Here is a 15494-nt window from a genome sequence, read left to right as displayed (position 1 = left end):
CGGGGCCCATGGGCGCGCCGGACGGCGGCTCATAGCGTCCGCCCCGCACTCGCCCGAATCGGACAGCCCGCACTGTCCGAACCTCACACAGGGAGGCACCCGTGCACCCATCGACCCTGCGACGCCTGCTCCGGCGCGTCGCGACCACGGCCGCCCTCGTCCTCGTCACGGCGACGCCGAGCACCGTCGCAGCCGTACAGCCGGCCGCTGCCGCCGGCGGTCTGCAGCAGGTCACCGGCTTCGGCTCGAACCCCGGCAACCTCCGGATGTACGAGTACGCCCCGGCGAATCTGTCCGCCGACGCGCCGCTGGTCATCGCCCTGCACGGCTGCACACAGACCGCCGACGACTACTACACGAACTCGGGCTGGCCGAAGTACGCCGATCTGTGGGGCTTCGCCGTGGTCTTCCCGCAGACCACGTCCGCCAACAACGCGCTGTCCTGCTTCGGCTGGTTCGACCCGTCCGAGGACACCAGGGGCAGGGGCGAGGCCGCCTCGATCGTGCAGATGGTCGAGTACGCGAAGCAGCAGTACGGCTCGGACGCCCGCCGGGTGTACGTCACCGGCCTCTCGGCGGGCGGCGGGATGACGGCCGACCTGCTGGCGGCGTACCCGGACGTGTTCGCGGGCGGCTCCGTGGCGTCGGGCCTGCCCGCCCAGTGCGCGACGAGCCAGTCGGCCGCGTCCGGCTGCCAGACGGGCCCGCAGAAGCTGACGCCCGCGCAGTGGGGCGACAAGGTACGCGGCTCCTACCCCGGCTACCCGGGCCCCTGGCCCCGCGTGGCGATCTGGCAGGGCACCTCCGACTACACCGTGTACCCCGCCAACGCCACGGCCCTGCGCGACCAGTGGACGGACGTCTGGGGCATCGGCCAGACCCCGTCGTCCACTGACTCGCTCCCCGGGAACACGACGCGCAGCGTCTACGACGACGCCTCCGGAAGGCCCGCCGTGGTGACGTACTCCGTCTCCGGCATGGGCCACGGCCTGGCGGTGGGTCCGGGCTCGGGCACCGACCAGTGCGGTACGACCGCCGCGTACTTCCTGAGCGCCATCTGCTCGACGTACCACACCGGCGTCTTCTGGGGCCTGGACCAGGGCGCACCCGGCGGCGGCGAACAGCTCCCCGCCCCGTCCGGCCTCCGGGTCGCGTCCGTCACCGCGAACAGCGCCTCGCTGTCCTGGAACGCGGTCCCGGGCGCGGCCTCCTACACGGTCCACCGCGACGGCACGAAGGTCGCCTCCCCCGCCTCCACGACGTACACGGACACGGGGCTCACGGCCGGTACCGCCTACCGGTACACCGTGACGGCGGTGGACGGATCGGGCACGTCCGGTAGCGCCTCACCGCCGGTGACGGCGACCACCACCGGCTCCGCACCCGCGCGCTGCTTCACCGCGACGAACTACGCGCAGGTGACGGCGGGGAGGGCGCACACCACGGGCGGCTATGTGTACGCCAACGGCTCGGGCGAGAACATGGGCCTGTACAACGTCTTCGTCACGCACACACTGAAGGAGTCGCCGGCAGGGTATTTCGTGATCGCGGACAGTGGCTGCACGGCCGGTTGAGCCGGGTCCGCGATCGAACAGGGATCGCGGGGCACGGACATCGTGGCCGCGCCGGGCAATCCCGTCACCATGACATCGTTGTACTCACTCACGACTTCCGGAACACGAGTTGCACCGATTGTCGTCGCAGGCGGTTTCCTTTCGCGCCTATCAGGACTACCGACGATTTCGTCCCTCGCTGTCCCTCGACGCCGGCGCCGACCCCGTTCGCCCCCTCGCCAGGGGGATCAAGCCGCCCCAGAAGCCCGCACACTTCGCGAACTCACGGCCGACTATCCGTACATCGGCAGTGAAATCAGCCAACTCACCATTGAGGAGACCGTTTCACGGATGAAGGCCGCGCGTGCCGGGATCCACGGCCCCCCACATTCGGCTTGTTTTGCGTTTATTCATGTTCGTGTGCGCCATGGTGCGTGACACCCTTGGGCGGTGCTGCTCACGGATCAGGAACACCGCATCGAATTGCGCCCGCTGCGCTATCAGTTCCCGGTGGTCGTCGGCGACCGGTACGACGACAACTGGCTGGTCGTCGAGGGTGAGGTGACCACGCCCGAGGCCAGTTGGTCCTTCACCGACCCGTGCCTGCTGACCGGCGAGGCGCGTCAGATCTCGCCGTGGCTGCGCGCGGCCGGTGGCGAGACGCTGACGGGCACGCTGCCGGATCTCGCCTTCCTGGAGCCCGTTCTGTCCTTCAGTCACGCCGCGGGGGGCCACGGCGCCGGGGCGGTCCGCGTACACCTCTGCTACGAGGCGTCGCCCGCGTGGCGGGAAGGCGACAAGGGACAGGACGAGTACGTCATCGAGATCAGGACCAGCACCGAGGAACTGCGCCGGGCCGCGGACGAATGGGACCGCCGCCTGGCCCCTTTCCCCTCCCGCTGACCCGGACGCAGCCGCCCGATTCCGGGCCGGCACGCAGGCCGTTCCCCGCGACGCCCCACGGACGACGTCGAGTCGGGTGCACGGATGGACCGGGTTCCCGGACGCCTTCGTGCACCCGGGCGACGGCACGGCGACCGCGGGCCCGGCGCCTCACCCGGAGACCGGATCGTCGTCCGGGGTGAGGTGCCGGGTCGGGGAGGAACGGTGAGCGTGAGCACATCCAATGTGAGAGTTGACTCTCACATTTTATGAGAGGACACTCTCACGTCATGGATTCCGGGAATCGGCTGGGCGATATCGAGATCACCGATCCGCAGGCGATGCGGGCGTTGGCACATCCGGTGAGGCTGGCGATCCTCGACCGCCTCCACCGGCACGGGCCGGCGACGGCCACGCAGCTCGCGCCCCATGTGGGAGCGACTCCCTCGGTGACCAGTTGGCATCTGCGGCACCTGGCGGGCTTCGGACTGGTCCGGGATGCCGAGGCCGGGGCGGACCGTCGGCAACGGCGGTGGGAGGCGGCAGCGCGTGGTTTCCGGTTCGAGACACCGCAGGACGAGGAGGGCAGGTCGGCCGCGCGGGCGCTGTCCCGGGAAATGTTTGTGCGCTACGGAGATCTGCCGAGCAGGTGGGTGGCCGAAGTCGAGCCCGGCCTGGACCCGTTGTGGCAGAGGGCTGCCGGTCTGGCCCACACCCGTGTGGTCGTTTCGGCGGAGGAACTTGCGGCGATTCAGGACGCAATCGAGCGGGTGCTCGCGCCTTACGTGACACGCAACCCTGCCGAGCGTCCGGCCGGAAGCCGCGGCGTCCAGCTGATGCGCTATGCCCTGCCGGAGCAGGACGAGGAGCAGGCCGGCGGGACACCGTGAGCGCCCCGGAGGCGGGCGCCCCGATATCCCTGTGGCGTGACCGGCGCTTTTGCCGGTTCTGGGCAGGGCAGTCGATCTCGGAGTTCGGCGACCGGATCACCGAACTGGCACTGCCGCTGATCGCCGTGACTGCGCTGAGCGCCTCGGCCAACCAGGTGGCGTGGCTGACCGCGCTCATCTGGACTCCGAATCTGCTCGCGATCATTCTGGGGGCCTGGGTCGACCGCCGGGTCCACAAGCGCCGCCTGATGGTCTTCGCCGATCTGGTGCGCGGTGCGGTGTTGCTCAGCCTCCCCGTCGCGTACCTGCTCGACGCGGTGAGCCTCGGTCAGTTGTATGCCGTGGCGGTGTTGACCGGCACCGCAGCGGTGCTGTTCAACACCGCCTATCCGCCCTTCTTCGCTCATCTCGTGCCCCGCTCGTCCTACGTCGAGGCGAACAGCGGGCTCAGTGCCAGTCGGTCGGTGTCGCACGTGGTCGGCCCGGCGGTCGGTGGCGGTCTCGTTCAAGCGTTGACCGCGCCCCTGGCTGTCGTTGTCGATGCCTTGTCGTATGCGGCGTCCGCGTTCCTGATAGGGCGGATCCCGCTCGGTGAATCGCCCACCGGCACCGACGAGGCAGCGGTTCCCTCACTGCTACGACGTGCCCGGGAGGGGATGACCTTCGTGACGCGGCACCCGGTGCTGCGCGCCGGGCTCTGCAGCGCGGTGACCGTCAACTTCTTCACCTTTGTCGCAGGCAGCGGGCTGATGATGTTGTTCGCCAGCCGCGTCCTGGGGCTGTCCGCCGGAGTGATCGGACTGGCTCTGGGTATCGGTTCGACCGGCGCCTTCCTCGGCGCCGTCCTCGCCCCGAGGATCTCGCGACGTATCGGAGTGGGGCGCAGCATCGTCGTGGGAGCCGTGCTGTTTCCGGCGCCCATCGCCGTCGCGGCCGGCGCGGGCGGCCCGCTCTGGGCCCGCGCCGGAGCACTGGCCGCGGCGGAGTTCCTCTCCGGGATCGGCGTCATGCTCTTCGACGTCAACCTCAACTCCCTGCAGACCAGCGTGATTCCTGATGGCATGCGCAGCCGCGTGGCGGGCGCGTTCAGCACCGTCAACTACGGCATACGTCCCATCGGGGCCGTCGTCGGCGGCCTGCTCGCCACCGCCTTCGGCCTGCGGACAACACTGCTCATCGGCGCCGCCGGGGGAACGCTGTCGGTGCTCTGGCTGCTGGCTTCACCGATACCGCGCATCCACTGCCTGACTCCGGATGACGCGGCCACTCCGAGCGGCGACGCCGAACCGGACCATCGCCCGACGCCTTGCTGACCCGGTGACGAACCCGGCCGGCGAGCGCGGGCAGACCGTCCCACAGCGGCCGGTGCAAATCGGGTACGCCCGTACTCGACCGCCCGCCGGGAAATGGCGAACCGGCTCGAAGCCTTCCACCGCGGCCAAATCCTGTTGCGGGAGCGCCCTTTCATTCCTCCGGCGGGAAGACGACCTCCCCCGAGCCGATCAGCGTGATCGTGATCGCCTCGACCGGGCATCCCTCGGCCGCCGCGAGCACCTGCTCGTTGGCGTCGGTCTCCGGGGCCGACGGACGGGACTGCCGGGCGGAATCCAGCGCGAATCCTCCAGGGGCGTGGTTCACACACATTCCGGAACCGATGCAGACCCCGCGGTCGACCTCCACGGCCCAGCGGTCCCCCATCACGCCTCCTCGTATCCGGCCGGCAGATGAATCATCTTGTGCTCGAAGTACTCGGCGTATCCCTCGGGCCCGAACTCCCGTCCCAGACCGGAGTTCTTGTAACCGCCGAAGGGACCGAGCATGTCGAGGCTGAAGGTGTTGACGCTGTACGTGCCCGTTCTGACCCGGCGCGCGATGTCGATGCCGCGCTCGGTGTCGGCGGTCCAGACGCTGCCGCTGAGGCCGTACTCGGAGTCGTTGGCGATCCGTACGGCCTCGTCCTCGTCACCGTACGGCAGGAGGCAGATGACGGGACCGAAGATCTCCTCGCGGGCGACGCGCATGGAGTTGTCGACGTCACCGAAGAGGGTCGGCTCCACGTACCAGCCCCGGCCCTGGGACGCCGGACGTCCGCCGCCGGTGAGGATCTTGGCGCCCTCGTCCTGGCCGATCCTGATGTAGTCGAGCGACCGCTGCTGCTGGCGCCGCGCGACGAGGGGGCCGAGTTCGGTGGCGGGATCGAGCGGGTCGCCGACCTGCAGCGCGCTCGCGGCGGCGGCGAACGCCTCGGCCGTCTCGTCGTAGCGGGTGCGCGGGACGAGGATGCGGGTCTGGGCGACGCACGCCTGGCCGTTGATCATCCAGGCGAAGGGAACGATCCCGGCGACTGCCGTCTCCGGATCGGCGTCCGGGAGGATCACGGCGGCGGACTTGCCGCCCAGTTCCAGTGTGACCCGGGTGAGGTTGCGGGAGGCGACCTCCATCACCCGTCGCCCGGCGGCCACGGACCCGGTGAACGACACCTTGTCGACGCCGGGGTGCCCCACCAGGTACTCGCTGACCTCGCGGTCCGCGGGCAGGATCGACAGCACCCCCTCCGGCAGCCCGGCCCCGGCCACGATGTCGGCCAGGATGTAGGCGTCCAGCGGGGATTCGGGCGAGACCTTGAGCACGGCGGAGCAGCCGGCCAGCAGCGCGGGCGCGAGCTTCGCGGCGGCGGTGAACTGCGGAACGTTCCACGGCACCACGGCCGCGACCACCCCGACCGGCTCCCGGCGCACCAGCAGCGGCCTGAGAGCCCCGTCCCGGCGCTCCTCGTACGGGAAGGTGCGGGCGACGGTGATCGCCGCGTCCCACACCATCATCGCGGCGAGCGCCTGCACCATGACGCTCGACGTGTACGGGGTGCCGTTCTGCGAGCTGATGACACGGGCGATCTCCTCGTACCGCACGGCGAACGCGTCCTTGATCCGGGTGATCACCGCGATCCGCTCGTCCAGGGTCGTCCGCGGCCAGGGCCCCTCGTCGAACGCCCGCCGGGCGGCGGCGACGGCCCGGTCCACATCCTCCTCGCAGGCGTGCGGCACCCGGCCGATGACCTGTTCGGTGTGGGGCGATACGACCTCGATGACATCCCGGCCCAGCGGATCGACCAACTCCCCGCCGATGAAAAGTTTTCCGTGTTCGACAAGCTCGGTCATGGCTGCTGCCTCCCGCGACCCGGCACGTTCCCTGACTCCGTGTCAGAACTGATACCAGTTCCAGTTCCAGGAGTCCACGGCTTCGACGACGCGCGCGGCCGGACCGCCGCCGTCGCGCCACCCGGGCTTTCGCGGCGCGCCCCTCGCTTCCACGGCGTGCCGCACGGGTAGGGACGAGAACGACCCCGTCCCCCACGCACCCGCTCCAGAAGTTCCGAATTCCACCAGCTCAGAAGGGAGACACGTGCACACCCCATCCCGCACCGAACCGAATCACCCATCCGCCCCCCGGCCAGGCACCTCCGAACACCCCCTCGTGGGTGCCTGGCTGCTGAGCACCGTCGCCATCATGGACGCCTCCGGCGACACCCTCGAACACCCCCTCGGGCAGAGTCCGACAGGACTGATCACCTACACCGCCGACGGCCACATGTCGGTGAGCATGCTGAACCCGGACGCCGAGTCCTCCCCGGAGGAGGGGGCGGCCGGACCGGTCGACACCGCGACCCTGTTCAGGACTTCTCCGTACCTGGGATACGCGGGCACCTACGAGGTGACGGGCGACCTGGTCGTCCACCATCTGCACGTGGCGTCCCTGCGCCCGTGGGTCGGCACCAGTCAGGAGCGGCGGTGGCGGGTGGAGGGGGACCGATTAACCCTGCTCCCCCCGACCGAGGGAACCGGCGACGGCGCGCGCACCCCGCGACTCGTCTGGCACCGTCCGGCCACGGACGCCGCATGAGCGACGAGTGATCCGGGTCACCGGCCGCCCGGCCGGTGACCCGGATCCACCGCCCGGCGCGGGGCTCCGAGCGTACGGACCGCCCCGCGCCGACGCGTGAACCGCGGCCCGCGCGGCGTCAGGCCCACGCGGCGCCCCGGCCCACGCGGGCCACGGGCGCGGGCACGGGGCGGCCCGCGCCCGGTAGCCACCGGGGCGGCCGTCCCTCGCGCGGTAGGCGACCGTCCCGCGATCGCGTGCACCCCGAACTCCCCCGGCACGCCCGGCAGATGGACGTACCGACAGATGGTCGACCGGGGCTACTACTGAAACAAGTTCTCGTTACAGTGGGCGCGGTGCGCCGCACGCCATACGTCCGGTGCGCCGACCAGACCTCGACGAGAGATGGGGAGCCCATGACGCAGGTGACCGACCATGGCGGGGGCGTGCACAGCATCAAGGTCCCCATCCCGGACAATCCGCTCGGCCACACCCTCGTCCATGTCCTCGACACCGATCGCGGGCCGGTCCTGATCGACACGGGCTGGGACGATCCGGAGGCGTGGGACACCCTCACCGCCGGGCTCGACGCCATCGGTACGGGCATCGGCGACATCCACGGTGTGGTCGTCACCCATCACCACCCCGACCACCACGGCCTCTCCGGCCAGGTGCGCGAGGCGTCCGGGGCCTGGATCGCCATGCACGCGGCGGACGCCGCGATCGTGCGCCGCACCCGTGAGGCCCGGCCCGGCACCTGGCTGTCGTACCTCTTGACGAAGCTCACCGCGGTCGGTGCGCCCCAGGAGCATCTCGCGCCGCTGCGGGCCGCGGTCGAGGGCGGCCGGATGCGCACGCTGCCGGGGCTGCGGTCCGCGCTCCCGGACCGGGAGATCGCTCCGGGGGAGCTCCTCGGCCTGGCGGGCCGCCGACTGCGGGCGATCTGGACTCCGGGGCACACGCCCGGTCATGTCTGTCTGCATCTGGAGGAGGAGCATCCGCGGAATCTGCCGGGCCGGGGGCGGCTGTTCTCGGGGGACCATCTGCTGCCGGGGATCAGCCCGCACATCGGGCTGTACGAGGACCCGGACGCCGCGCCGGGCACCGCCCCCTCCGCCGGGGGAGACCCCGTCGGTGACTACCTCGGCTCGCTGGAGCACATCGGCCGGCTCGGCGTGGCGGAGGTGCTGCCCGCCCACCAGTACGCGTTCACGGACGCCGCGGGGCGCGTACGGGAACTCCTGGACCATCACGAGGAACGGCTGACCGGACTGCTCAAGCTGCTGGCCACCCCGCTCACGCCGTGGGAGCTGGCCGAGCGGATGGAGTGGAACCGGCCGTGGGAGCAGATCTCGCACGGTTCGCGGAACATCGCCGTCTCCGAGGCCGAGGCGCATCTGCGACGTCTGGTCAGGCTGGGGCGCGCGGAGGCGGTGGCGGGGAGCGAGCCGGTGACGTACATCGCGGTGTGAAGGGCGCGGCGGGCCGTCGGGCAGGGAGCTCGTTCACCCTCTTCCGGACACCCGGGCACCGGCACGGGCCGGACTTCCGGCGAGCGCGGTGAAGGCGTCGCCCGTCGGGCTCCCGGGGCCGCGCCGGGCCGTCGCCCGTTCCGTGGAAGACGAGCCCCCGGACGGCCCCGGAACCCGTCCGACCCCGCCCGGTAGAGTGTGCGGGTCGTCATCATGCCCGTTCAGGGGGAAGCCGGTGCGAATCCGGCGCTGACCACGCAGCCGTGAACCGTCGTCGCAGACGGTGAGTCGGAATGCCCTGTCCGCGGTCGTGACCGGCTCGCGACCTCCGGAACCCCGGTGGTCGGCACCGTCGAGGTATACGGAGCCGGAGCCTGGTGCCTGAGCGTGCCTGTGCCCGGTTCCCCGCAGGAGAGGCCCCGCCCGCCATGACCGTACGCCGCAGCGCGGCAACGCTCGCCGCCATCGCCACCGTGCTCTGTGCGGCCGCTGCCCCGGTCGCGGTGGCGGCGCCGTCCCCTTCCCCCTCGCCGTCCGTCGCCCTGCCGTCCGGGCTGTACGGCACGAAGGACCCGACCTACGACGGTGTCTGGCGGCAGTCGCTGGCCTTCCTCGCCCAGCGGCTGGAGGGCGTCACGCCCGCCAAGGAGTCGGTGGACTGGCTGATCGCCCAGCAGTGCGGCAACGGCGCCTACGCCGCGTACCGGCCCGACGTCTCCCGGCCCTGCACCGGGAAGACGGTGCTGGACACCAATGCCACCGCGGCCGCCGTCCAGGCGTTCGTCGAGGTGGGCGGGCACCGGGACACCGTCAACAACTCGGTCCGCTGGCTGAAGTCCGTACAGAACGAGGACGGCGGCTGGGGCTACACCGCCGGCGCGCCCAGCGACGCCAACTCCACCTCGCTGGTGATCGGCGCCCTCGCCCGGCAGGGCCAGCGGCTCGCGGACATCACCACCCCGGACGGCAAGACCCCCTACTCCCCGCTGCTCGCGCTCGCGATCCCGTGCGGCGGCAAGGACGGCGGCGCCTTCGCCTACCAGCCCGACAAGGCCGGCAAGCTCGCCGCCAACGCGGACGCCACCGCCGCCGCCGTGCTCGGCACGATGGGCAAGGCCCTGGCCGTCGGGAACAACGCCGCGGCCAAGGGGACCAGCTGCCGCCCGGGGACCGGTCTCACGCCCGAGCAGGCCGCCCAGAACGGCGCCCACTACCTCGCCAACGCCCTCGCCACGAGCGGCCACCTCGACCTGGCCCCGATGCCCGGTGCCGCCGACACCACCCCGCAGCCCGACTTCGGCAACACCGCGGACGCGGTCGTCGCCCTGTCCGCCGCGGGCCACCAGGACAAGGCCGCCAAGGCCCTGGCCTGGCTGAAGAAGAACGCCGGCCCCTGGGCCGAGCAGAACGGTCCCGCCGCCTACGCCCAGCTGGTCCTGGCCGCGCACGCGACCGGCTCCGACGCCCGCGACTTCAACGGCGTCAACCTGGTCGACCGGCTGAACGCGACCGGTCCCGCACCCGCGGCCGTCACGACGCCCGACCCGTCCGCCGACACCGGCTACGAGGCCACGGAGAAGGACCAGGTGCACAGCGGCGACGACGTGATCGGTGGCGTGTGGTGGTTCATCGGCATCGGCCTCGTCGTCGCCGCGGCCGCGGCCTTCCTGATCAGCGGCCGGCGCAAGAACCGGCAGCTGTGAGGCGGGCGGGAAGGGCCACCGCGCTGCTGGTGGCCCTGGCTGCCGTCCTGGCCGTGCTCGGCGCCGGGACGGCCCAGGCGGCCGGGTACCGGTACTGGTCGTTCTGGGAGGGTTCCGGCACCGGCTGGACGTACGCCACCCAGGGCCCGTCCCTCGTCCGGCCGGACGACGGCACGGTGCAGGGCTTCCGGTTCTCGGTCAGCGAGGACTCCCAGGACTCGGCGAAGCCGCGCCGCTCCCCCGACTTCGCGAAGATCTGCGCGGACACCCCGGCCCAGGACGGCACCAAGCGGGTCGCGCTGGTCATCGACCCGGGCACGGCGGCGGACGCCCCGGCCGGCGAGACGCCGCCCGCGCCGCGTACCGCCTGCGCGCGGGTCGCCCCCGACGCGAGCGCCGCCGAGGCGCTCGCCTCGGTGGCCAAACCGCTGCGTTACAGCAGCGACGCGCTGCTCTGTGCCATCTCCGGCTATCCGGGCTCGGGCTGCGGCGAACAGGTCTCGGGCGACGGGCACGCGACGCCTTCCGCGACTGCGTCCCCGGGCGCCTCCGCCCCCGCCGCCGCCTCCACCGGTTCGGGCGGCTCCGGCGGGCCGTCCGCCGGGGTGCTCGTCGGCGTCGGCGCCGTTCTCCTCCTCGGCATCGCCGCAGTCGTGCAGGCCCGCCGCCGCCGCGGATGACCGCCCCGACCAGCGGCCCGGTGACCGGCGCCACCGGCACCGTCCGGCCGCGCCGGCCGCTGCGCGCCCCCGGGGCGACCCGGAGCAACGCCCTGCCCGCCGGGGCCTGGTGGCTGTGGGCGCTCGGTCTCGCCACCGCCGCGTCCCGGACCACCAATCCGCTGCTGCTCGGGCTGCTGGTGGGGGTCGCCGGCTATGTGGTCGCGGCGCGCCGCACGGACGCGCCGTGGGCCCGTTCGTACGGGGCGTTCATCAGGATCGGGCTGTTCGTCGTCGGTGTGCGGCTGGTCTTCTCGGTCCTTCTCGGTTCGCCGGTCCCCGGGACGCATCCGGTGTTCACGCTCCCCGAGGTGCCGCTGCCCGACTGGGCGAAGGGCGTCAGGATCGGTGGCCGGGTCACCGCCGAGCAACTGGTCTTCGCGCTGTACGACGGGGCGAAGCTGGCGACCCTGCTGATCTGTCTCGGTGCGGCGAACTCGCTCGCCAACCCGGCCCGGCTGCTGAAGTCGCTGCCGGGTGCGCTGTACGAGGCGGGGGTCGCCGTCGTCGTCGCCATGACGTTCGCGCCGAACATGGTCGCCGATGTGGTGCGGCTGCGCACCGCACGGCGGCTGCGGGGCCGTCCGACCGGCGGCGTCAAGGCGGTGCTCCAGATCGGACTGCCGGTCCTGGAGGGTGCGTTGGAGCGCTCGGTCGCGGTGGCGGCCTCGATGGACGCGCGCGGATACGGGCGCACGGCCCAGGTCCCGCCCGCCGTCCGGCACACCACGAACGTCCTCACGCTCGGCGGACTGCTGGGGGTGTGCGCGGGCACGTACGGGTTGCTGGCCGCGCAGGGCGCGGTGTACGGACTGCCGCTGCTGATCGCCGGGCTGGTCGCCGCGATGGCCGGGCTGCGGCTCGGCGGGGCCCGCTCGGTCCGTACCCGCTACCGGCCCGACCGGTGGGGTGGGCGTGCCTGGCTGGTGGCGGGTTCGGGGGTCGCCGTGGCCGTGGCAATGGTCTGGGCGGGCGGTGTCGACGCGGAGGCACTGCGGCCTGGCGTCGTACCGCTGGCCGCGCCGGTGCTTCCGCTGTGGCCCGCGGCCGCGGTGCTGATCGGGCTGTTGCCCGCGGTGGTGGCGCCCGTGCCACCCCCGCTGGGCGCCCCGCGTTCCAAGGAGAGCCAGTGATCCGGTTCGAGCATGTCTCGGTGCGCTACGAGGGCACCGGGCGCCCCACCCTGTCCGGGGTCGATCTGACCGTTCCGGAGGGCGAGTTGGTGCTGATCGTCGGCCCGTCCGGGGTCGGCAAGTCGACGCTGCTGGGTGCCGTCTCCGGTCTGGTGCCGCACTTCACCGGCGGCACGCTGAGCGGCCGGGTCACGGTCGACGGGCGCGACACCCGTACCCACAAGCCGCGCGAACTCGCCGATCTGGTCGGCACGGTGGGTCAGGACCCGCTCTCCCACTTCGTCACCGACACGGTCGAGGACGAGCTGGCGTACGGGATGGAGTCGCTGGGCCTGGCCCCCGGCGTGATGCGGCGGCGGGTCGAGGAGACCCTCGACCTGCTGGGTCTGGCCGGGCTGCGCGACCGGCCGATCGCCACGCTCTCCGGCGGCCAGCAGCAGCGGGTCGCGATCGGCTCGGTGCTCACCCCGCACCCGAAGGTCCTGGTCCTCGACGAGCCGACGTCCGCCCTGGACCCGGCGGCGGCCGAGGAGGTCCTCGCCGTGCTCCAGCGGCTGGTGCACGACCTCGGTACGACGGTCCTGATGGCGGAGCACCGGCTGGAGCGGGTGGTGCAGTACGCGGACCGGGTCGTCCTGCTGCCGTCACCGGGCGCGGCACCGGTCATGGGCGCGCCCGCGGACGTCATGGCCGTCTCCCCGGTCCACCCGCCGGTCGTCGCGCTGGGCCGGCTGGCGGGCTGGGAACCGCTGCCGCTCTCGGTCCGCGATGCCCGGCGCCGCGCGGCCGGTCTGCGCGAGCGGCTGGCGTCGGCACGGCCGCCCGCCGCGCCGTCCAAACCAACCGGGGCCGTGGTGGCCCCGTTGCCCGCCGTCCCGGCACCGGCGCGGCGCGGCGCCCTGGCCCGGCTGCTGGGCCGCGGCGCCCGGACCACCACCGCTCCCGGTCCCGCGGGCCACACCCCGGCCCGGGTCGAGCGGCTCGGCGTACGGCGTGGGCGCGTCGAGGCGCTGCGCGGGGTGACGCTCACCGTCGCCCCCGGCGAGACGGTCGCCCTGATGGGCCGCAACGGTGCGGGCAAATCCACCCTGCTGGCCACGCTCGTGGGCATGGTCGAGCCCACCACCGGCACCGTCCTCGTCGGCGGCCGGACCCCGCACCGCACGCAGCCGCGCGAGATGGTGCGCCGGGTCGGGCTCGTACCGCAGGAGCCACGCGATCTGCTGTACGCGGACACGGTCGCCGCCGAGTGCGCCGCGGCCGACGCCGACGCGGGCGCCGCGGCGGGCAGCTGCCGGGCGCTGGTCTCCGAGCTGCTGCCCGGTGTGCCGGACGACACCCACCCACGTGATCTCTCCGAGGGCCAGCGGCTCGCGCTCGCCCTGGCCGTCGTGCTCACCGCGAGGCCTCCACTGCTGCTCCTGGACGAGCCGACCCGTGGCCTGGACTACGCGGCGAAGGCCCGGCTGGTCACGGTTCTGCGCGCGCTCGCGGCCGAGGGCCACGCGATCGTCCTGGCCACGCACGATGTGGAGCTCGCCGCCGAGCTGGCGCACCGCGTGGTGATACTCGCCGACGGGGAGATCGTCGCGGACGGGGAGACCCGGCAGGTGGTGGTCTCCTCCCCGGCGTTCGCCCCGCAGACCGCGAAGATCCTCGCCCCGCAGGAGTGGCTGACCGTGACACAGGTGCGTCGCGCGCTGGGAGCCGGGGCATGAGCGGAAAGACCGGTGGGAAGGGCCGCGCCACGGACCGGCGCCCGGTACGGCCGATACGTCTGGGGCCGCGCGCGATCGCCGCGCTCGTCCTCATCAGCGCGATCGGCGTGGTCGCGTTCGGCTGGCCGCTGCTGGCCGGCGCGGGCTCCGGTCTGGCGCACTCCCAGGACGCGCCGTGGCTGTTCGCCGCGCTGCTGCCGCTGCTGGTCGGCGTGGTCGTCGCGATGATCGCGGACTCCGGTCTCGACGCGAAGGCGGTGGCGATGCTGGGGGTGCTGGCGGCGGTCGGCGCCGCGCTGCGTCCGCTGGGCGCGGGCACGGCGGGGCTGGAGCCGATGTTCTTCCTGATGGTGCTGAGCGGCCGGGTGCTCGGGCCCGGCTTCGGCTTCGTGCTCGGCTCGGTGACGATGTTCGCGTCCGCGCTGCTCACCGGTGGAGTGGGGCCGTGGATGCCGTTCCAGATGCTGTCGATGGGCTGGTTCACGATGGGCGCGGGCCTGCTGCCGGGGCCGGACCGGCTGCGCGGGCGGGCCGAGCCGCTGATGCTCGCGGTGTACGGGTTCGTGGCGGCGTTCGCGTACGGCACGGTGATGAACCTGTACGGCTGGACGATCGTGCCCGGTCTCGGTTCGGGGATCTCGTTCCACGCGGGTGACCCGTTGGCGCAGAACCTGGTCCGCTTCCTCGCGTACTGCACGGCGACCTCGCTCGGCTGGGACCTGGGCCGGGCCGTACTCACCGTGGTGCTGACCCTCACCATCGGCCCGACGCTGCTGAAGGCGCTGCGCCGGGCCACGCGCCGGGCCGCATTCGAGGCCCGGGTCACATTCGACGCCTCCGGTGAGTGAGGGCTCCCACAGGGCGTCGGTCCTCCACGATGCCGGGTCGTGGCCGCGCCGCCGCGGTGGACACCGTCCCGCATCCGCTCCGACCTGCTCAGGAGCCCTTCGGGGCGGCCCGGACGGTGCGGGCCCTTCGGCCCCGGGTGCGAGACGGGTTCGTACCAGAGGTCGTTGCCGCGGCCGAAAACCGCCGCTGACACTGGATCACGTCGCCGAGCACCGCCGGGCCCCTCCCGAACGGACCGCGGTTCGACGAAGACCGGTCCACCGCACGACCGCACGATCCGGACCGGTCCGCGACTCCCCCGTACCCGACGACAGGACTCCGGTGTCGTTCGCCCGTGACGTTGATCGGCGACGCCGCGCAGTTCCAGTGCTTCAGCGACATCGTCCAGCGCGAGAGCGGCTGGGCCCCCGGTGCGACCAACGCCTCGTCCGGCGCGTACGGCCTCGTTCAGGCCCTTCCCGGTTCGAAGACGGCCTCCGCGGGCGCCGACTGGAGGACCAACCCCACGACCCGGATCAAGTGGGGCATGGACTGCATGAAGTCCCGCTACGGCAGCCCGTGCGCCGCCTGGTCGTTCTGGCAGGCCAACCACTGGTACTGAGCCGGCGGCTCCCGGGCCCGCCCGAAGGCCCCGACCACCGGTCGGGGCCTTCGCCACGCCGCAAAAAGCCTTCAAGACTTGACAAATGTTCAAGT

General features: G+C 72.6%; 13 protein-coding genes, 1 pseudogene and 1 riboswitch. Of the genes and pseudogenes, 12 read left to right on the top strand and 2 right to left on the bottom strand.

The window, feature by feature from the left end; all coding sequences use genetic code 11:
• The first annotated feature begins 101 nt into the window (after positions 1-101).
• The 4 genes from ACIOHC_RS03340 (at position 102) to ACIOHC_RS03325 (ending at position 4638) form a co-directional block, all read left to right on the top strand.
• Entirely contained in the window at positions 102-1574 is a 1473-nt protein-coding gene (locus tag ACIOHC_RS03340) for a PHB depolymerase family esterase (protein WP_351079554.1), read from the top strand.
• 429 nt (positions 1575-2003) lie between these two features.
• On the top strand, positions 2004-2456 hold the full coding sequence (locus ACIOHC_RS03335) for a hypothetical protein (protein WP_351079551.1): 453 nt from the start codon (positions 2004-2006) through the stop codon (positions 2454-2456).
• Between the two features lie 269 nt (positions 2457-2725).
• Positions 2726-3325 carry a helix-turn-helix domain-containing protein gene (locus ACIOHC_RS03330; RefSeq protein ID WP_351079548.1) on the top strand — a complete coding sequence of 200 codons (600 nt, stop codon included), beginning with the start codon at positions 2726-2728 and terminating at the stop codon, positions 3323-3325.
• Positions 3322-4638 carry an MFS transporter gene (locus ACIOHC_RS03325; protein ID WP_365688344.1) on the top strand — a complete coding sequence of 439 codons (1317 nt, stop codon included), beginning with the start codon at positions 3322-3324 and terminating at the stop codon, positions 4636-4638. Before ACIOHC_RS03330 ends, ACIOHC_RS03325 begins: the two co-directional genes overlap by 4 nt.
• A 151-nt stretch (positions 4639-4789) precedes the next feature.
• Here the strand turns inward: ACIOHC_RS03325 and ACIOHC_RS03320 are convergent, their stop codons facing one another.
• Together ACIOHC_RS03320 and ACIOHC_RS03315 are read right to left on the bottom strand one after the other, a co-directional pair.
• A complete protein-coding gene (locus ACIOHC_RS03320; RefSeq protein WP_351079543.1) occupies positions 4790-5023 on the bottom strand; it encodes a ferredoxin in 234 nt (77 codons plus the stop codon).
• Positions 5023-6483 carry an aldehyde dehydrogenase gene (locus ACIOHC_RS03315; protein ID WP_351079541.1) on the bottom strand — a complete coding sequence of 487 codons (1461 nt, stop codon included), beginning with the start codon at positions 6481-6483 and terminating at the stop codon, positions 5023-5025. The genes ACIOHC_RS03320 and ACIOHC_RS03315 overlap by 1 nt, the downstream gene beginning before the upstream one ends.
• Before the next feature lie 316 nt (positions 6484-6799).
• Here ACIOHC_RS03315 and ACIOHC_RS03310 point away from each other — a divergent pair, with 316 nt between their 5' ends.
• The 8 genes and pseudogenes from ACIOHC_RS03310 to ACIOHC_RS03275 all read left to right on the top strand — a co-directional run.
• Positions 6800-7225, top strand: coding sequence for a lipocalin-like domain-containing protein (locus ACIOHC_RS03310; protein WP_351079539.1), 426 nt, complete (start codon positions 6800-6802; stop codon positions 7223-7225).
• Positions 7226-7620: 395 nt separating this feature from the next.
• Complete coding sequence (locus ACIOHC_RS03305) at positions 7621-8676, top strand: MBL fold metallo-hydrolase (RefSeq protein ID WP_351086670.1); 1056 nt, start codon at positions 7621-7623, stop codon at positions 8674-8676.
• A gap of 185 nt (positions 8677-8861) precedes the next feature.
• A riboswitch (cobalamin riboswitch) is annotated at positions 8862-8997 on the top strand.
• A 107-nt stretch (positions 8998-9104) separates the two neighbouring features.
• Entirely contained in the window at positions 9105-10379 is a 1275-nt protein-coding gene (locus ACIOHC_RS03300; RefSeq protein WP_351086668.1) for a prenyltransferase/squalene oxidase repeat-containing protein, read from the top strand.
• Positions 10376-11059, top strand: a complete 684-nt coding sequence (locus ACIOHC_RS03295; protein WP_351086666.1) for an SCO2322 family protein — start codon at positions 10376-10378, stop codon at positions 11057-11059. Before ACIOHC_RS03300 ends, ACIOHC_RS03295 begins: the two co-directional genes overlap by 4 nt.
• Positions 11056-12231 (top strand): energy-coupling factor transporter transmembrane component T, encoded by a 1176-nt coding sequence (locus ACIOHC_RS03290; protein WP_351086664.1) that lies wholly within the window; start codon positions 11056-11058, stop codon positions 12229-12231. Before ACIOHC_RS03295 ends, ACIOHC_RS03290 begins: the two co-directional genes overlap by 4 nt.
• Entirely contained in the window at positions 12228-13949 is a 1722-nt protein-coding gene (locus ACIOHC_RS03285; RefSeq protein WP_351086663.1) for an ATP-binding cassette domain-containing protein, read from the top strand. The genes ACIOHC_RS03290 and ACIOHC_RS03285 overlap by 4 nt, the downstream gene beginning before the upstream one ends.
• Positions 13946-14797: an ECF transporter S component gene (locus ACIOHC_RS03280; RefSeq protein WP_351086661.1), complete on the top strand. Its 852-nt coding sequence runs from the start codon at positions 13946-13948 to the stop codon at positions 14795-14797. The genes ACIOHC_RS03285 and ACIOHC_RS03280 overlap by 4 nt, the downstream gene beginning before the upstream one ends.
• 341 nt (positions 14798-15138) lie before the next feature.
• A pseudogene (locus tag ACIOHC_RS03275) lies at positions 15139-15399 on the top strand (transglycosylase SLT domain-containing protein); the annotation flags it as partial.
• Positions 15400-15494 lie beyond the last annotated feature (95 nt).

The organism is Streptomyces sp. NPDC088252 (assembly GCF_044740965.1).
Lineage (GTDB): Bacteria > Actinomycetota > Actinomycetes > Streptomycetales > Streptomycetaceae > Streptomyces.
Note: the sequence above shows the minus strand (reverse complement) of the source record. Positions and strands in the feature narration are given on the sequence as shown.